The sequence below is a fragment of the Pantoea pleuroti genome, from assembly GCF_014156615.1.
GTDB classification, from domain to species: domain Bacteria; phylum Pseudomonadota; class Gammaproteobacteria; order Enterobacterales; family Enterobacteriaceae; genus Pantoea; species Pantoea agglomerans.
The window spans coordinates 59,502-76,280 of the sequence record NZ_SBFD01000005.1 but is presented as its reverse complement, the minus strand read 5'-3'; the positions used below and the strand labels follow the sequence as shown (position 1 = coordinate 76,280).

Here is a 16,779-nt window from a genome sequence, read left to right as displayed (position 1 = left end):
CCGATTAAAAGTTCACCATCTAAGCAGCATAAAGTGCTGCCAGAGCTGAAAAACCCTAACCTGCTGTTATGAAAAGTATTACTTCGATGAATTTACGCATAGCTATGCAGAAACGATTAAAAACTGATCCGGCGCGTTTGCTCGCTTTTTATTCAGGATGAAAACGTAAAAGCGATGCCTGACTTCTCCAGCGCCGCCAGAGCTTTAACCTGATAGATCAGAATGGCTTAACGCTTCTCGGGGGATGTGTATCACGTGATCTGTGGCGCAAAAAAGAAACAAAGCTTTGGCGCGGGCTTTAATTAACCATTGATTGACATATCATTAACATCTTCAAGGAGATCCGCCATGAGCCAAATACACAAACATCCCGTTCCAGAGAATATTGCAGCAAACACCCTGATTACTGCAGAACAGTATCAGGCGATGTATCAGCAATCTGTCGACGATCCAGACAGTTTCTGGGGCGAACAGGGCAAAATCCTTGACTGGATCAAGCCTTACAGCAAAGTGAAAAACTGCTCGTTTGCACCAGGTAACATTAACATTCGCTGGTACGAAGATGGCACGCTCAACCTGGCGGCAAACTGCCTTGACCGTCATTTAGCCACGCGCGGCGATCACCCGGCGATTATCTGGGAAGGCGACGACGCCAGCGAAAGCAAAACCCTGACTTTCCGCCAGCTGCATGCCGAAGTCTGTCGCTTCGCCAACGTGCTGGAACTGCTGGAAGTGAAAAAAGGCGACGTGGTGGCGATCTATATGCCGATGGTGCCGGAAGCCGCAGTAGCGATGCTGGCCTGTGCGCGTATCGGTGCCGTTCACTCGGTGATCTTTGGCGGTTTCTCACCGGAGGCGGTCGCGGGCCGCATCGTCGATTCCAGCGCCTCGCTGGTGATCACAGCCGATGAAGGGATCCGCGCCGGTCGCAGCATTCCGCTGAAGAAAAATGTCGATGACGCGTTAAAAAATCCTAATGTCACCAGCGTGAAAAACGTGGTGGTGTTCCAGCGCACCGGTAAAGATGTGGGCTGGGTTGAGGGCCGCGATCAGTGGTGGCACGACCTGATGCTGAACGCGAGCACCAACCACGCTGCCGCAGAAGTCGGCGCGGAAGATCCGCTGTTTATCCTTTATACCTCCGGCTCAACCGGCAAACCCAAAGGCGTGTTGCACTCCACCGGTGGGTATCTGGTCTATGCCGCCACAACCTTTAAGTTCGTCTTTGATTACCATCAGGATGATATCTACTGGTGCACCGCCGATGTTGGCTGGGTGACGGGCCACAGCTATCTGGTTTATGGACCGCTGGCCTGTGGCGCCACCACACTGATGTTTGAAGGGGTGCCGAACTGGCCAACGCCGAGCCGTATGGCGGAAGTGGTCGATAAACATAAAGTCACGCTGCTCTACACCGCGCCCACTGCAATCCGTGCGCTGATGGCGGAAGGTGATAAGGCGATTGCCGGCACCGACCGCAGCAGCCTGCGCATTATGGGATCGGTCGGTGAGCCAATTAACCCGGAAGCCTGGGAGTGGTACTACAAGAAAATCGGCAACAGCCGCTGCCCGATTGTTGATACCTGGTGGCAGACCGAAACCGGTGGCTTCATGATCACGCCGCTGCCGGGTGCGACCGAACTGAAAGCGGGTTCCGCCACCCGACCTTTCTTTGGCGTGCAGCCCGCGCTGGTGGATAACGAAGGTCAGCCACAGGAAGGCGCCTGTGAAGGCAATCTGGTGATCACCGAGTCGTGGCCGGGTCAGGCGCGTACCCTCTATGGCGATCACGACCGTTTCGAGCAGACCTACTTCTCTACCTTTAAAAATGTCTACTTCAGTGGTGATGGTGCCCGTCGTGATGAGGATGGCTACTACTGGATCACCGGACGCGTCGATGACGTGCTCAATGTTTCCGGTCACCGACTCGGCACCGCCGAAATTGAATCGGCGCTGGTCTCGCACCCAAAAATTGCCGAAGCGGCGGTAGTGGGGATTCCGCACAGCATCAAAGGCCAGGCGATTTATGCCTATATCACGCTGAATCATGGCGAAGAGCCGTCGCCGGAGTTGTACACCGAAGTGCGCCAGTGGGTCCGTAAAGAGATTGGCCCGATAGCCACACCGGATGTGCTGCACTGGACCGACTCACTGCCGAAAACCCGCTCCGGCAAAATCATGCGGCGTATTCTGCGCAAAATTGCCACCGGGGATACCAGTAATCTTGGTGATACTTCTACGCTCGCCGATCCTGGCGTAGTAGAAAAACTGCTTGAGGAGAAGCAGTCGATCAAAATGCCTTAAGCGCACGCTGTCCGGCGGGAAGATCGCTTCCCGCCACACCCGCCCTACGCAGTCTGTTTCGGTAGTCACAAATATTATAACCAGCTGAATCCGCGCCCTGTCGCGAGGTTCTCGCCTGCAAGCCCTCTGGAGAAAATGTGATGAATGACGCCCTTTCGAATCAGGATGCCATCAATCAACAGATTGAGCGTAATCCCCTTTTTCATGAGTTAGTCCGTAAGCGCCAGGCGTTCGCGACGCTGCTGTCGCTGATCATGCTGGTGCTCTATGTCGGCTTTATCCTGCTGATCGCATTTGCACCCGGCTGGCTCGGCACGCCGCTGCATGCCGGCACCAACGTCACGCGCGGTATCCCGATTGGGGTCGGGCTGATTGTGATGTCGTTTGTGCTGACCGGCGTCTATGTCTGGCGCGCCAACGGCGAGTTTGACCGTTTAACGAAAGCGATCCTCCGCGAGGTGAAATCATGACCCGTCTCACCTTATGGCTGCTGGCCTTAATGCTGCCGTTTTCAGCGCTGGCTGCCGATGCGATAACCGGTGCCGTGCAGCGTCAGGCGACCAACTACCAGGCGATCATCATGTTTACGATTTTCGTCGGGGCCACGCTGGGAATTACTTACTGGGCCTCAAAGCGCACCCGATCACGTAATGACTACTACACTGCGGGCGGCAATATCACCGGCTTCCAGAATGGCCTGGCGATGGCGGGTGACTTCATGTCGGCCGCCTCGTTCCTGGGCATTTCGGCGCTGGTTTACACCTCCGGGTATGACGGGCTGATCTACTCGCTCGGCTTCCTGGTCGGCTGGCCGATGATTCTGTTTTTAATCGCCGAGCGACTGCGCAACCTGGGTCGCTACACGTTTGCCGATGTCGCCTCGTATCGTCTGAAGCAGATGCCGATCCGCACCCTGTCAGCCTGCGGCTCACTGGTGGTCGTGGCGCTCTACCTGATCGCGCAGATGGTCGGGGCCGGTAAACTGATCCAGCTGCTGTTTGGCCTTAACTACCATGTTGCGGTAGTCCTGGTCGGCATTCTGATGGTGATGTATGTGCTGTTTGGCGGCATGCTGGCCACCACCTGGGTGCAGATCATTAAAGCCGTGCTGCTGCTGTTTGGCGCCACCTTCATGGCAGTCATGGTAATGAAGGCGACCGGTTTCAGCTTTAATACGCTGTTCACCGAAGCGATGGCGGTCCATCCAAAAGGCATAGCGATTATGCAGCCTGGCGGACTGGTTAAAGATCCTATCTCGGCGCTGTCTCTGGGGCTGGGGCTGATGTTTGGTACGGCCGGATTGCCGCATATTCTGATGCGTTTCTTTACCGTAGCGGATGCTAAAGAGGCACGTAAAAGCGTCTTCTGGGCCACCGGTTTTATGGGCTACTTCTACTTCCTGACCTTTATTATCGGCTTCGGTGCCATCCTGCTGGTGGGCGCTAACCCGGCCTTTAAAGATGCCAGCGGCGCGCTGATTGGCGGTACCAATATGGCGGCGGTACATCTGGCGAACGCCGTAGGCGGCAGCACCTTCCTGGGCTTTATCTCTGCAGTTGCCTTCGCCACGATTCTGGCCGTTGTCGCAGGCTTAACCCTGGCGGGTGCGTCGGCGGTGTCTCACGACCTCTATGCCAGCGTGTATCGTAAAGGTCAGGCGAGCGAGATAGATGAGCTGCGGGTTTCAAAAATTACCGTGCTGGCGCTGGGCGTGGTGGCGATTGCGCTGGGTATTCTGTTTGAGAAACAGAACATCGCCTTTATGGTCGGGCTGGCCTTCTCGATTGCAGCCAGCTGTAACTTCCCGATCATCCTGCTGTCGATGTACTGGTCAAAACTCACGACGCGCGGCGCGATGGTAGGCGGCTGGCTCGGTCTGCTGACCGCCGTCATCCTGATGATCCTCGGCCCGACGGTGTGGGTACAGGTGCTGGGCAACGCGAAGGCGATTTTCCCCTATGAGTATCCGGCGCTGTTCTCCATGGCGGTGGCCTTCGTGGGCATCTGGATCTTCTCGATTACCGACCATTCGCAGCAGGGCGCAGAAGAACGTTTACGCTTCCGTGCACAGTTTATCCGCTCGCAGACCGGCACCGGCATCGAACAGGGCAAAGTGCACTGATCGTGGCTTTTCGTTCATAACGAGCAGGCAATAAAAAAGGGCGGCTACCGAAGTAGTCGCCCTCTTCTTTTGCGCAGCAGAATCAGAAGCGCAGCGATGCACCCACGTACGGGCCATCGACCAGCACGTTATCTTTGCGTCCATCTTTGTTGTTCAGTTCGATGTACTGATAACCCACACGCAGGTTAAGCAGTGAAACCGGCGTGAAGCTCAGGCCGCCACCGGCTTCCTGATAGCTGTCGAGCTGATCGGTGAAAGACTCCGGCGCGTAATAATATTCGCCATACAGGCCCCACATGCTGTTGAAGCTGTAGTGTGCTGCACCACCCAGCGCCACCGCAAATCCATCTTTTCCATCTTCAGGATGGGTGAAGATCGCTTTTGCGGTCGGCGCCAGACGCAGCGGCCCGAAATCAACGTTGTAACCCAGACCGGCGCCGTAGGTGCTGCCGTCATGGTCGCTACGCAGCCAGTTACCTTTCAGAAACAGACCGGGTGTTGTGGTGCCCAGACCCACATTCAGGTTGGTGTTGTGTTCGCTGACATCAACACTGCCTTCAATCGCCTGAGCGGCACCGCTCATTAAAACCAGCCCGAGGGCGCTCCCGGCAACAAGTTGCTTAAACATGATTCCACTCCGTGAAAGGACAATTAATTCGGCCGCAAGGTTAACAGCCTGAAATGGGGAGACAACAAAATCTGGAAAACTTTACGTAAAAATACGTGTCTCAGCGCAGACCAGCGTCTGTGCGACGGAGTGTAGCCTATATTGTCCACATCAGGTGCCCAATCAGTGGGGCCAGCACCACGGTCACCACGCCAGAGAGCATCATCACCAGGCTGGCGACCACGCCCTCTTGCTCGCCAATCTGATAGGCGCGTGCCGTGCCGGCGCCGTGGGACGCCGCACCGAATCCCGCGCCTTTCGCCACGCCCTGCTTAATGGCGAGCCGCAGAAACAGCACATCGCCGATTGCCATGCCAAACACGCCCGTGATCACCACGAACAGCGCCACCAGATCGGGCTGCCCGCCAATCGGACCCGCCGCAGCCAGCGCAAACGGCGTGGTGATAGAGCGCACGGCCAGGCTGCGCTGAATCGACTCCGGCAGGGTTAACAGCCGCGCCAGCCAGACGGAACTGCAGACGGCGACCAGCGTCGCGGTCACTACGCCCGCGCTCAGCGACAGCCAGTGGCGCTTTATAATTTCCACATTCTCATAGACCGGCACGGCAAACGCCAGCGTCGCCGGTCCCAGCAGCCAGAGCAGCCAGTGGTTTTCGGCGATGTAATCCTGCCAGCTGATATGCGTCAGCAGCAGCAATGCCACCAGCACCAGCGGCGTCATCACCAGTGGCATCAGCAGCAGCGTCCGCCAGCGGCGGTAAAGCCGTTTATTCAGCGCATAAACCAGCAGCGTAACGGCGACACACAGCAGGCTGAGCAGAAAATCACGCATGCGGATCCTGCTTACGCGCGGCGCGTGCGATTTCATACTGATAAAGCCGGTCCACCACCCAGGCAGTCGAGGCCAGCACCAGCAGCGTACTGACGCCGATCACCACACAGATGCGCCAGCCATCAACCCGCAGCAGATCGCCATAGTTCACCACCGCCACCACAGCCGGAATAAAGAACAGCAGCATCTCGGCCAGCAGCCAGCGTGACCCGGCTTTCACCCAGTTCAGCGGCACAATCCGCGTCACGATTAACGCCAGCAGCAGCAGCATCCCGACAATATTGGCGGGCAGCGGCAGGTGCAGCCAACTTACCAGCCGGTCGCAGGCGATAAACAGGCCGATATAGAAACCCAGCTGCAGCGGCAGGCTGAGCCATTGCACTGCGCGGTTGCTGCGTAAAGTGAGCGCTAACGCCATCACCTTGTCTCCCCGATTAAATTGATGTCACCAGTATAAATCGTCAACAGAAGGTGAAAAAAATGAATTAAAATTATCGAAATCATGCCTGAAAGGAATAGTTATGGATGTCCGCGCCCTGCGTTATTTTACTGAAGTGGTACGCCAGCAGAGCTTTACCCGTGCGGCGCAGAAGCTGTTTGTGACGCAACCGACCATCAGCAAAATGCTGCGCCAGCTGGAGGAGGAGCTGGGCTGCACGCTGATCCTGCGCGATGGTCGCCGTCTGCACCTCACCGACAGCGGCCAGGCGGTCTATCAGCGCGGCCTGGCGATCCTGCAGGAGTTTCATCAGCTGGAAGCGGAGATTGGTGACATCAACCAGCTCAAAACCGGTGAGCTGCGACTGGGTATTCCGCCGATGGTCGGTATGCAGATCGCCGGTTCGATTTCCGCGTTTCGCCGCCGCTATCCCGGTGTGAAGCTAAAAATCTCTGAATTCGGCGGTCTGACCGTCCAGCAGGCGGTGCTGGCGGGCAGTCTGGATATCGCCCTGACCGCGCTACCGGTCGATGCCGAGCTACCGCTGAACACCCTGCCCCTGATGCATCATCCGCTCTGCGTACTGCTGCCGCGTCGCCCGGAGTGGCTCAGCCGCCAGCAGATTGGACTGGCAGAACTGGCAGAGCATCCACTGCTGATTTTTAATGAGGAGTTTTCGCTGAATCGACAGCTGATGCAGGCGTTTCAGCGGCTCAACCTGACGCCAACGGTGGCGGTTCGCAGCGGACAGTGGGATTTTCTGGCGGCGATGGTGCAGGCGGAGATGGGGCTGGCGATTCTGCCGGAGCCGATCTGCCAGCGGCTGGATAAGCAGTCGCTGCTGTGGCTGCCGCTGGAATCGGAGCTGAAGTGGAGTCTGGGATTGATCTGGCGGGAAGGGAGTTATCTGTCGCGCAGTGCGCAGGCGTGGATAGCCTGCTGTCGTGAGCATTGGCCGGATGAGCCGCCGCGCCTGTCGGTGTGAAAGGCTGGCACGCCGCATTAACGCGCAGGCGTGCCAGTCAGGACTTACTCCTCTTTTTCGATCAGCAGCGCTTCCAGCAGATCCAGGTCGTGCAGTAACTTCTGCATCGTCTCATTGGAGATTTGCTGGGTGGCGCGCAGATGATAGAGCTCAGCGCGTTCGGCACGCAGTCCGGTCAGGCGGAAGCGACGCTCCAGGTTCTCAGCGAACAGCGCGTGTTCAAGGTCATTCTTCCCTTCGGCGCGACGACGTAAGTTGCCAATCACCCGCAGACTCACCTCTTTAAGCAGCTCCGGATCGATGTTCTCTTCCGACTCATTCTCCAGCCGCTCTTCCATCTTGTGCAGACTCTCAATGGCTGCGCCTGCCATTACCGCACGCGCATTCTGCAGCTCGCGACGGTGTGCGCCTTTATCAATGGTATCAATGCCGCGCAGCAGAATCGGCAGGATCACCACTCCCACCAGCAGCGAGAAGAGAATCACGCCGGTGGCGATAAAGACCAGCTCATAACGCGCCGGGAAAGGCTCGCCGTTGGTCAGGAACAGCGGAATCGACAGGACACCGGCCAGGGTAATCGCGCCGCGCACACCCGCAAAGGAGGCGATCAGCAGTTCACGCAACGAGTAGTTGGAGAACTCCAGCGGCTTCTTCTTCAGCAGGCGTTTGCTGAAGCGCTGCATAATCCACAGCCAGCCAAAACGCACGATCATCAGCGCGGCATAGACCAGCCCGATATCGGCAAACAGCATCCAGAGTTCGACGTTCGGATCGGCCTGCGCCTGATCGACAGAGGTCTGCAGAATATCCGGCAACTGCAGGCCCAGCATCAGGAAGACCATGCCGTTGAAGACGAATTCCAGCATCTGCCAGACGCTGTTGGCACGCAGGCGCATCGCCAGCGGTGCCTGACGAATAATACCGGAACGGGTGATGGTCATACCGGCCGCCACGGCCGCCAGGATGCCTGAGACACCCAGATGTTCAGCAATCAGGTAAGAGGCAAATGGCAGCAGCAGCAGCAGCACGGTCTGGGTAGCCGGATCGTCACCGCTCCAGCGGCTGAGCAGGCGCAGTGACTTACCGTAGAGCCAGCAGATCGCGACACCCGCAATCAGACCGCCCACTGCCACTTTCAGGAACTCAACGCTGGCACCGCCCCAGGTAAACACCATGGTGCCCATGGCAACTGCCACGGCAAATTTCAGCGATACCAGGCCCGAAGCGTCATTCATCAGGGCTTCGCCCTGCACGATCGACATAATCTTCTTGGGAATACGGCCTTCACCGACAATGCCTGAGAGCGCCACGGCATCGGTCGGTGACAGCACCGCCGCCAGCGCAAAGGCAGGGATCAGCGGGATACCCGGTACCAGCCAGTAGATCAGATAGCCGATGCCGATCACGGTAATCAGGACCAGCGCCAGTGCTAAGCCAATTATCTCGCGACCATGATGCAGGAACTCACTGATCGGCGTCTTCCAGCCATCCGCGAACAGCAGCGGCGGAATGAACAGCACCAGAAACAGCTCCGGATCAAAGTCGACATGCAGACCAAAAGTCGGCCAGGCCAGCATCGCACCAACAGCGATCTGGACCAGCGGCAACGGGATCTGAAAAGGGAGAATGCGGGCCGCGACGCCAGAGAGCGACACGACCAGCGTCATGATGAGAATTGTAAAAAAGATTTCCATGCTTTCCTTAGGCGTCGTTTCTTTCAATCATTGGTTAAGCGCTAAAGTGTAAAACAAACTGCGGTGAAGATTGTCAGCTACGCGTGCGCCGGGCGGGAAAATAGTGGAAAATTCCGGTCGTGCAGCCGCACGCCCGGTTGTACAGTCAGATCGCCCAGCCACCGGCGTAAAACGCCACCAGCGCGATAGCAATAATGACGGTGCCGACGTTGAGCTTACGCCATTCCCCCGCGAAGAGACGCCCCACCACCAGACTGGCGAAGCCGATCATAATACCGGTGACGATGTTACAGGTGAGCACGATAATCACCGCCGTTAACAGGCCCGACATCGCATCGACAAAATCATTAAAGTCGACTTTCGCCACGTTACTCAGCATCAGCAGACCCACATACATCAGCGCGGGAGCGGTGGCGTAAGCCGGCACCAGATACGCCAGCGGTGACATAAACAGAATGGCAAGGAACAGCAGGCCAACCACAATCGCGGTAAGACCGGTTTTGCCGCCCGCCGCCGTTCCTGCCGCCGATTCGATATAAACCGCAGCCGGTGACGCGCCCACCAGACCCGCGAACAGGCTGCTGACGGAGTCGCTAGTCAGCGCACGGCCACCATTGATAATCTGGCCCTGTTTATCCAGCAGATTTGCCTGACCCGCGACCGCGCGAATGGTGCCGGTAGCGTCAAAGACCGCCGTCATCACCAGTGCCAGCACGCTTGGCAGCACGACCGGCTGCATCGCGCCCATAATATCGAGGCTGAACAGCAGCGACTCACCGCTGGCATCACGCAGGCTCGGCAGCGCAAATAATCCTTTGTAGCTCACCGCCGGATCGAAGATCAGCCCCAGCAGCGAAATGGCGATAATTGTCATGAGAATGCCGCCGGGCATCCGGCGCTTCTCCAGTCCAATAATCGCTGCCAGTCCCAGCAGCGTCATCATTACCGGAAAGGTGGTGAAGTGCCCCAGCGCCACCGGCAGGCCCGGTGCCGGGTTTTTCACTATCAGGCCTACACCGTCAGCCGCAATCAGCAGCAAAAACAGGCCAATCCCGACGCCGGTGCCGTGCGCCACGCCCATCGGCAGGTTACGCAGGATCCAGGCTCGAATGCCGGTCACCGAGATCAGGGTAAACAGCAGGCCCATCAGGAACACCGCGCCCAGCGCGACCGGCACGCTGATGTGCTGGCCCAGCACGAGGCTGAAAGCGGTAAAGGCGGTTAAGGAGATTGCACAGCCAATCGCCATCGGCAGATTGGCCCACAGGCCCATAATGATGGAACCAAAGCTGGCAACCAGACAGGTGGCGACAAACACGGCAGTGGGGGGAAAACCGGCTTTGCCCAGCATTCCTGGCACCACGATGACGGAGTAGACCATCGCTAGGAAGGTGGTGAGTCCGGCCAGAATCTCCTGCCGCACACTGCTGCCGCGCGCCGAGATCGAGAACCAGGCGTCCAGTTTTCCACTGGCCGGGCGTGATTCAGTTGACATAGTTGAGCCTCAAAAATTTTTGTTGTGTGGATCGCTCTGCGACCATCGCTGTCCCTGGAATAAGCGGGTAGACGGCGTCACTGTCCGGTTTTACCCGGCAGGCAAACGTTTACCTTGCCGCAGATAGTTGGCCGCCAGAAGCGGCCAGATAAAAAGGCATGCGATTATCCGGCGTTTAGCGGCACATTTTCAACTGTCAGAGGGAGATTCTTCAGCATAAAGATCAGGCTTAAGTCGCCAGCAGCCACGCGGCACAAGCCAACGTCAAACGCTGACGCCCTGAAGTTAACGCGATTTTCAGGGGGGATGCGCACCGGCGCAGCCGTGATGAGACACGACCCGCCAGTGGAGGAGGGGAATTAACCTGGCAGCGAAAGCTCGCCGCCCTGATCGATCGCGCGCTGCCAGGCGGCACGCTGTTGCACAGTCTGCAGCCATTTCTGGCTGGCGGGCATCTGCTCCAGTCCGGCACGTCGCGCAAGCGCCAGCAGCGGAAAGCTCATCTGGATATCAGCGATACTGAAGCGCTGACCGGCGAACCAGGGATTTGCAGCCAGATGCTGTTCGATCATCTGCATGTGTGGCTTAAGCTGTTTATCCAGGAACGCCTTCTGCACGCCTTTACCGAATGCCGCCCCGACCGGGCGCAGCAGCCACGGCACCGGTGCTTTACCCATCTGACCGAAGATGAGCTTCATCACCAGCAGGGGCATCAGCGAGCCTTCGGCATAGTGCAGCCAGTAGCGGCACTGCAGCCGCGACGCCTCATCACTCACTTTGAGCCGGAACTCGTGATCATATTTCTCTTCAAGGTATTCGAGAATGGCACCTGATTCTGCCACTACCTGGTTCCCGTCGGTAATGACCGGTGATTTTCCCAGTGGATGCACTTTTTTCAGCGCCTCCGGGGCCAGCATGGTCGGTTCGCGTTGATAGCGTTTAATCTGGTACGGCACTTCCAGCTCTTCCAGCAGCCACAGCACCCGATGCGAGCGCGATTGCTCAAGATGGTGAACGGTGATCATCATGATTCCCTGTGTTTTGACCTTCCCCTAGTATAGACGTCACTCCACATCCGGATGTTTATCATCCTGTTCCGGGTCAAGCAGCACCGCACCCGAGCCCTGCTGACCCAGCCGGTCGCCGGGATTGCGCAGCGGGCAGTCGCGCATCGACAAACAGCCGCAGCCGATACAGCCATCCAGGTCATTACGCAGGCGGGTCAGGGTTTCAATGCGCTTATCCAGCTCTTCGCGCCAGTGCCGGGTCAGCGCATCCCACTCCGGTGCCGACATGCGCGTGTTCGCCGGAATGTGATCAAGACTGTTACTGACCGTCGCCAGCGGAATGCCGATGCGCTGCGCAATCTTAATAATAGCGACGCGTCGCAGCACATCACGGCTGTATCGCCGCTGATTGCCGCTGTTGCGGGTGCTGGAGATCAGCCCTTTGGTCTCATAGAAGTGCAGCGCCGAGACCGCCACACCGCTGCGGCGCGCCACTTCACCCGGTGTTAAAACCGGTTTGGGATAGTTGCGTTCTTTTTTCATCAGGCTCTTTACCTCAAGTTAACTTGAGGAATTATACTCGCTCTCCATCAAAACCACTAAACTCCTATTACCGCTTATTAAGCACCAGAAGGATGAGGCCATGATGCAAGAAGAGATCATTCATTCCCTGACGCACTGGATTGACCAGAACCTGGATAAGAGCCTGTCGATCGATGAGGTTGCCGCAAAATCGGGCTATTCGAAATGGCACCTGCAGCGTATGTTCCGTTCGGTAACGAAACAGACGCTGGGTGGCTATATTCGCGAGCGCCGTCTGACGCTGGCTGCAGAAGCCCTGTCGCAGACACAGCGCCCGGTGTTTGATATTGCGATGCAGTATGGCTATGACTCGCAGCAGACCTTCTCCCGTGTGTTTCGTCGTCAGTTTTCACAGACGCCTACCGCTTACCGCCACACCATGCGCCGCCAGGCGATTCAGCGCCCTCGCCTGCTGAGTTTTGGCTGCAATGACGGTATCAGTAGCTTCACCCAGCGCACGACCGGCGAGTGCTGTCCGGTTCGTTGACCCTTCAGATGCGCCCGCCCGGGCGCATCTGACTGATTTCCCCGCCGTTCTTCTTCTACTGCTCACTATTCCCTCACGCCGCTACCATACCAGAGTCAAATTTTGTTCAAAATTTAAAATCGGGTGATATAATGTGACCCAAGTCACACTTTGAACCTGGGTTGACGGCGAAAAAGCACCCCCTGACACACTTTTCCGCCGCCGGTGATGTCCGCAGATTGTCAGGAATACTTACTGATATTGAGGTCCGGCCGATGGCTACGTTAACCGCCAGTTTACTTGTTATGCGTTGGGAATTGCTGAGCGCAGTCATGATGTTTTTTGCCAGCACCCTGAAAACCAAACTTCGTCAGGATAGCCGTCACGTGATGGCATTTATGTGTGGCGGGATTGGTTTAGGCATGACCTGCTGGTTTGTTACCGGTCTGATGGGCATTACCCTGAGCATGGATAACGTGCATAACTTTCTGGAAATCTCAAAGCATGCCTTTATCGATGTGATGAGCCAGGCGCCTGCTGACTGGCCGATGCCCTGATTTTTGCGCATAAAAAACCCCGCTTAGCGGGGTTTTTTATATTGCTGTGTGTACTTAAATTTTCTTCAACATGGCAGGAATATTAACATCCTGCACTGTAACGCCCGGGCTCTGCGTTCCGCGGCGGTCCTGAATCCACATATCTCCCATCATCTGATTTAAACCACGATCTAATCCGGTGACCAGTCCTGCACCTGGGGTGAAGGTCAGTTCGCCAAAGTAGATCCGCTCGTCATGGATATACCAGTCCACACGCACGTAGTCGAAATCACTGGCCAGCTTCTTGCTCAGTTCGAGCGCATGTTCCAGTGACGGCATAATCGGTGAGACATCCAGACCGGTATCGCGAATCTTGTGATAGGCCTCATTGAGGTTATTCACGTAGAAATTCATCGACAGCAGCGGCTGGCAGCGGTTGTAGATCACCTGCAGCACATATTCGAACTTGCCATCACGCTTGTTGAACATATGAAACTTGTAATCAATCGGCGCGCTTTTGCCATCACCAATGTACTTCTCAACCAGGATACGTGGCTTGATATAGCGATAGTGAATCTCACGCGCTTCGTTGGCGAAGTCGGTCTTCAGCCAGCGATAGCAGTCATGAATGATCTGCTGCTTGCGCAGTGCGTCCGGCTCCTCCAGCAGAATCTCTACCATGTTGGAGGCGTGGTTCGGCTTGATCACCGTCCCCTTCCAGCAGGGTAAGCTGTTGAGCGTGGTCGGGTCAGTGGTTTCGTGTACCAGCGGGATCAGGTATTCATTACCGATTTTTTCAGCAATGAATTCGCGCACCGAGTACTTATCTGACAGACGACCATAGTTCTGGTAATCGCCGAAGATAAACTTACGGTACAACACCTTCTCGTTGAACACTTTTGGCTGACGCAGATTGGGCAGCTTTCTGAACTTATGGAAGTAGTAGATGCGGTCCTGATAAGCCCAGGGCATCTTCTTAATAAAATACTGCACACTTCTTCTGAGTTCTTCTTTCAACTTGAGCATATCTGACCTCATTTGTATGTTTTGTAGTTGAGTGAGGAAACCTGAATCTTTTGAATGACGCCGTTTTTAAAGAAGTAATTCATTACGGTCAGGGACAAAAGTTCTGAAAGGAAAACGCTCCACGCGGCCCCCATGATGCCGTGACCCTGGATCAACCACCAGGAGAGCGGCAAACTGATGACCATCAGGCAGATGATTTTCCTCAGCAAGTAGTTAAATCCTCCCTCTTTGACCATGTAGCGATACGCTACGGTCCCCATTGCCGAAAAGCTGGTCGCTATCGACAGCAACGTAATGAGACTTCCTGACTGTGTGAATTCCGGGCCGTACAACGCAATGATGATCCGCTCGCCATAAAGCGAAATGACCAGCAGCATCAGCAATGAAACAGCCATAACATAGCCATTGAGCCGCGCAGCCAGCTTAATGGCGACCTCGCCCCGCTCCCTGAAGATTTCAGTGAAGCAGGAGGTGATGAGCGCCACCGGGATAAAAATCCATGAGGCGGAAATGGTATTCGCCGCCGCAAACAGCCCGAGGTCGCGCGCGGGTGCCGTGCCTGCCAGGAACATCTGCGCTGCTTTTACCTGCACAGAGATAAAGATGCTGGAGATCGCCAGTGGCAGACCGGCATACATCAGATAACGCAAATAGGCCGTGCGCTTTTCGCGTGGTGGCATCTGATCCTGATGGTCCTGATAGAAGTTGTGACGCTTAATCAGGTAAGGCACCAGAGTCACTGCGACAATCGACAGCGTCAGCCAGAGCGGATTAAGACGCAGCCAGGCGACGGTGAAGCTGATGCCGAAACTCAGCAGCATGCCCACGGCGTTGGCGATGGTGTTAAGACGCGAGGCAAGACGCGCGTTGTTATAAACGCTGAAGGTGTCCTGGGTGACAAAAACCGAGGCAACAAATGAGGCCAGTGCAAACGCCAGGAAATTTTCCTGCATGTTGTACCAGACCCAGATTAAGACTGGCACCGAAGTGACCAGCAACAGCACCATTCTCATCGTACGGGCGATGGTCATCAGACGCAGGCCTTTTGACGCATTTTTGCTGACGCGTTTAAACAGAATGGTTTCGGTGCCAAAGATTGCAACGGTTTGCACCATCGCAAATAGTGAAGTAGAAAACGCCATCTGGCCAAACACCGTTGGGCCAAAGGATTTCGCCACGTAAGACGTCACAAAAATGACGCCAAAAACGGAGATGATCTTCTCTGACATCATCCAGGCGGCATTAGACATTACGCTCAATTTCATCGACTCTTCCTTAGTATTACTCAACTACAACCGCTTCGGTACAACATCCCTGTAACGAATTAATAAGCGCTCAGTGGGCCTGGCGAAAATGTAAGACTTCAGACCAAGCTGGTCCGAAAATTGAGATGTAAATCATGATCCGGAGTGTTAATTCAGGATAATTCTTATTATAAATGGCGCGAATCACTTCAGATGGAAACGATTTCAGGCTGAAAATAAAACAACCTTTAAGAGTCCTTCCCGGCATATTAATCAAGTCGGTCAGGCTAAATATCCAATGTACGTAGAATTTTTTCGTATTTTGGATGCGATGAATTTATAACAAAAAGCCCCCTCCAGGAAGGCACGCCCACCGGATAAGAATAAAATAAGATTTATCCCATGATGATATTTATTCTAAATATCTTAATTTAGGCTTCGCAATTCAATTCGCGCACTTTAATACTGCCTTAATAGAATCTTACAGTGCCAGAAATTATTAAAGTCATTCTCATCCATTAATCGATAAGAAAGGTAAGAGCATTTATGAGAAAGTCACGATACAGCGAAGATCAAATCACAAATGCCATTAAAGCTTCTGAATCGGGCGTGAAAGTCAGAGAGATTTGTGAAGAGTTAGGCATCTCTGAAGCCACGTTCTACAGCTGGAAGAAGAAGTTTTCTGGGTTGTCTTCGGAAGAAGGCAGAAAAATCAAAGAGCTGGAAGAAAAACTGCAGAACATCACGCGTGAACTGCAGACGCTCAACTCGGACAAAGAGATGCTGCAGAGCGTTCTGAAGCACTTCTTTACCACTAATGAAAAACGTCAGGCTGTGGATTTCCTGCAGGCTACCTTTGACATCGGCACCCGTCGCAGCTGCCGCTTATTAGATATCAGCCGCAGCGTATACCATTATCCGTCAGGCACGGAGAACCGCTAAACCCAATGCTACCGCGCTTTTTAGACTTAACGCTGAGATTTGTTCTTACCAGAAGAGATGAAGATCATTTAACAGGACAATTGCGGCCCCCTTTTCCGCTCCATTTATAACTAATGAATGGCTTCACGGCTAAGCTTCTTTTTTTGCGGTAAAATTGATTCACAACAGCAAACGTCTCGCATTCTACGGCTACTCTTCCCTTCCCAATCTCGTTTACGCGGGATTGGGCCCTCCCTTTCTTACGTAAGCCCAGCTAATCGTCGGAACTAAATCGTCTCAATATCATTAAGCCAATTTAAAGATCGCGCAAAAAACAATCGCCATACATTTGAGTTAATGCTGGACCTGACTCAAATTTTTGCGGCTGCGTTTAATTCCGGGCTATGGGTTAATGGCATATACTTTCTCCAGGATTAATCCAGGATAAATAGTTTATTGCTCCTTATCACTAACGTTATGTGTCTATCTTTTCGCTCT

16 protein-coding genes are annotated in these 16,779 nt (G+C 55.0%); 7 read left to right on the top strand and 9 right to left on the bottom strand.

Annotated features, from left to right (window positions below; genetic code table 11):
- Nucleotides 1-348: 348 nt before the first annotated feature.
- The 3 genes from acs (at nucleotide 349) to EPG66_RS13450 (ending at nucleotide 4,426) form a co-directional block, all read left to right on the top strand.
- Nucleotides 349-2,304, top strand: a complete 1,956-nt coding sequence (gene acs / locus EPG66_RS13460; protein ID WP_010252142.1) for an acetate--CoA ligase — start codon at nucleotides 349-351, stop codon at nucleotides 2,302-2,304.
- A 140-nt stretch (nucleotides 2,305-2,444) separates the two neighbouring features.
- The gene (locus tag EPG66_RS13455; RefSeq protein WP_031591760.1) at nucleotides 2,445-2,774 is read left to right on the top strand and encodes a DUF485 domain-containing protein; all 330 of its coding nucleotides are present in this window, start codon (nucleotides 2,445-2,447) and stop codon (nucleotides 2,772-2,774) included.
- A complete protein-coding gene (locus EPG66_RS13450) occupies nucleotides 2,771-4,426 on the top strand; it encodes a cation acetate symporter (RefSeq protein WP_182687211.1) in 1,656 nt (551 codons plus the stop codon). Before EPG66_RS13455 ends, EPG66_RS13450 begins: the two co-directional genes overlap by 4 nt.
- A gap of 82 nt (nucleotides 4,427-4,508) precedes the next feature.
- Here EPG66_RS13450 and EPG66_RS13445 read toward each other — a convergent pair whose 3' ends face one another.
- The 3 genes from EPG66_RS13445 to EPG66_RS13435 all read right to left on the bottom strand — a co-directional run bounded on the left by EPG66_RS13445 (nucleotide 4,509) and on the right by EPG66_RS13435 (nucleotide 6,304).
- Nucleotides 4,509-5,054 (bottom strand): YfaZ family outer membrane protein, encoded by a 546-nt coding sequence (locus EPG66_RS13445; RefSeq protein ID WP_010252147.1) that lies wholly within the window; start codon nucleotides 5,052-5,054, stop codon nucleotides 4,509-4,511.
- 136 nt (nucleotides 5,055-5,190) lie between these two features.
- Complete coding sequence (locus tag EPG66_RS13440) at nucleotides 5,191-5,886, bottom strand: LrgB family protein (RefSeq protein ID WP_010252149.1); 696 nt, start codon at nucleotides 5,884-5,886, stop codon at nucleotides 5,191-5,193.
- On the bottom strand, nucleotides 5,879-6,304 hold the full coding sequence (locus EPG66_RS13435; RefSeq protein WP_182687210.1) for a CidA/LrgA family protein: 426 nt from the start codon (nucleotides 6,302-6,304) through the stop codon (nucleotides 5,879-5,881). Before EPG66_RS13435 ends, EPG66_RS13440 begins: the two co-directional genes overlap by 8 nt.
- Nucleotides 6,305-6,407: 103 nt before the next feature.
- Here EPG66_RS13435 and EPG66_RS13430 point away from each other — a divergent pair, with 103 nt between their 5' ends.
- A complete protein-coding gene (locus tag EPG66_RS13430) occupies nucleotides 6,408-7,310 on the top strand; it encodes a LysR family transcriptional regulator (protein ID WP_010252153.1) in 903 nt (300 codons plus the stop codon).
- Nucleotides 7,311-7,354: 44 nt separating this feature from the next.
- Here EPG66_RS13430 and EPG66_RS13425 read toward each other — a convergent pair whose 3' ends face one another.
- From EPG66_RS13425 to soxR, 4 genes are all read right to left on the bottom strand, one after another.
- The gene (locus tag EPG66_RS13425) at nucleotides 7,355-9,004 is read right to left on the bottom strand and encodes a Na+/H+ antiporter (protein ID WP_031591761.1); all 1,650 of its coding nucleotides are present in this window, start codon (nucleotides 9,002-9,004) and stop codon (nucleotides 7,355-7,357) included.
- Nucleotides 9,005-9,149: 145 nt separating this feature from the next.
- Nucleotides 9,150-10,499, bottom strand: a complete 1,350-nt coding sequence (locus tag EPG66_RS13420) for an NCS2 family permease (protein WP_010672052.1) — start codon at nucleotides 10,497-10,499, stop codon at nucleotides 9,150-9,152.
- 359 nt (nucleotides 10,500-10,858) lie between these two features.
- Entirely contained in the window at nucleotides 10,859-11,524 is a 666-nt protein-coding gene (locus EPG66_RS13415; RefSeq protein ID WP_031591764.1) for a glutathione S-transferase family protein, read from the bottom strand.
- 39 nt (nucleotides 11,525-11,563) lie between these two features.
- Complete coding sequence (gene soxR / locus EPG66_RS13410) at nucleotides 11,564-12,049, bottom strand: redox-sensitive transcriptional activator SoxR (protein WP_031591766.1); 486 nt, start codon at nucleotides 12,047-12,049, stop codon at nucleotides 11,564-11,566.
- Nucleotides 12,050-12,149: 100 nt separating this feature from the next.
- Here soxR and soxS point away from each other — a divergent pair, with 100 nt between their 5' ends.
- Both soxS and EPG66_RS13400 read left to right on the top strand, forming a co-directional pair.
- Nucleotides 12,150-12,575 (top strand): superoxide response transcriptional regulator SoxS, encoded by a 426-nt coding sequence (soxS, locus tag EPG66_RS13405; RefSeq protein WP_010252163.1) that lies wholly within the window; start codon nucleotides 12,150-12,152, stop codon nucleotides 12,573-12,575.
- Nucleotides 12,576-12,829: 254 nt separating this feature from the next.
- Nucleotides 12,830-13,111, top strand: coding sequence for a YjcB family protein (locus EPG66_RS13400; RefSeq protein WP_031591768.1), 282 nt, complete (start codon nucleotides 12,830-12,832; stop codon nucleotides 13,109-13,111).
- 54 nt (nucleotides 13,112-13,165) lie between these two features.
- Here the strand turns inward: EPG66_RS13400 and EPG66_RS13395 are convergent, their stop codons facing one another.
- Entirely contained in the window at nucleotides 13,166-14,116 is a 951-nt protein-coding gene (locus EPG66_RS13395) for an ATP-grasp fold amidoligase family protein (RefSeq protein WP_031591771.1), read from the bottom strand.
- Between the two features lie 8 nt (nucleotides 14,117-14,124).
- Nucleotides 14,125-15,381 carry an oligosaccharide flippase family protein gene (locus EPG66_RS13390; RefSeq protein WP_031591774.1) on the bottom strand — a complete coding sequence of 419 codons (1,257 nt, stop codon included), beginning with the start codon at nucleotides 15,379-15,381 and terminating at the stop codon, nucleotides 14,125-14,127.
- 525 nt (nucleotides 15,382-15,906) lie between these two features.
- On the opposite strand from EPG66_RS13390, the gene EPG66_RS13385 reads away from it, so the two are divergent.
- Nucleotides 15,907-16,302, top strand: a complete 396-nt coding sequence (locus EPG66_RS13385) for a transposase (RefSeq protein WP_003855733.1) — start codon at nucleotides 15,907-15,909, stop codon at nucleotides 16,300-16,302.
- Nucleotides 16,303-16,779 lie beyond the last annotated feature (477 nt).

Coding starts and splice junctions, on each gene's coding strand:
- acs (WP_010252142.1), top strand. CDS start 349: ATGAGCCAAATACACAAACATCCCGTTCCAGAGAATATTGCAGCAAAC.
- EPG66_RS13455 (WP_031591760.1), top strand. CDS start 2,445: ATGAATGACGCCCTTTCGAATCAGGATGCCATCAATCAACAGATTGAG.
- EPG66_RS13450 (WP_182687211.1), top strand. CDS start 2,771: ATGACCCGTCTCACCTTATGGCTGCTGGCCTTAATGCTGCCGTTTTCA.
- EPG66_RS13445 (WP_010252147.1), bottom strand. CDS start 5,054: ATGTTTAAGCAACTTGTTGCCGGGAGCGCCCTCGGGCTGGTTTTAATG.
- EPG66_RS13440 (WP_010252149.1), bottom strand. CDS start 5,886: ATGCGTGATTTTCTGCTCAGCCTGCTGTGTGTCGCCGTTACGCTGCTG.
- EPG66_RS13435 (WP_182687210.1), bottom strand. CDS start 6,304: ATGGCGTTAGCGCTCACTTTACGCAGCAACCGCGCAGTGCAATGGCTC.
- EPG66_RS13430 (WP_010252153.1), top strand. CDS start 6,408: ATGGATGTCCGCGCCCTGCGTTATTTTACTGAAGTGGTACGCCAGCAG.
- EPG66_RS13425 (WP_031591761.1), bottom strand. CDS start 9,004: ATGGAAATCTTTTTTACAATTCTCATCATGACGCTGGTCGTGTCGCTC.
- EPG66_RS13420 (WP_010672052.1), bottom strand. CDS start 10,499: ATGTCAACTGAATCACGCCCGGCCAGTGGAAAACTGGACGCCTGGTTC.
- EPG66_RS13415 (WP_031591764.1), bottom strand. CDS start 11,524: ATGATCACCGTTCACCATCTTGAGCAATCGCGCTCGCATCGGGTGCTG.
- soxR (WP_031591766.1), bottom strand. CDS start 12,049: ATGAAAAAAGAACGCAACTATCCCAAACCGGTTTTAACACCGGGTGAA.
- soxS (WP_010252163.1), top strand. CDS start 12,150: ATGATGCAAGAAGAGATCATTCATTCCCTGACGCACTGGATTGACCAG.
- EPG66_RS13400 (WP_031591768.1), top strand. CDS start 12,830: ATGGCTACGTTAACCGCCAGTTTACTTGTTATGCGTTGGGAATTGCTG.
- EPG66_RS13395 (WP_031591771.1), bottom strand. CDS start 14,116: ATGCTCAAGTTGAAAGAAGAACTCAGAAGAAGTGTGCAGTATTTTATT.
- EPG66_RS13390 (WP_031591774.1), bottom strand. CDS start 15,381: ATGAAATTGAGCGTAATGTCTAATGCCGCCTGGATGATGTCAGAGAAG.
- EPG66_RS13385 (WP_003855733.1), top strand. CDS start 15,907: ATGAGAAAGTCACGATACAGCGAAGATCAAATCACAAATGCCATTAAA.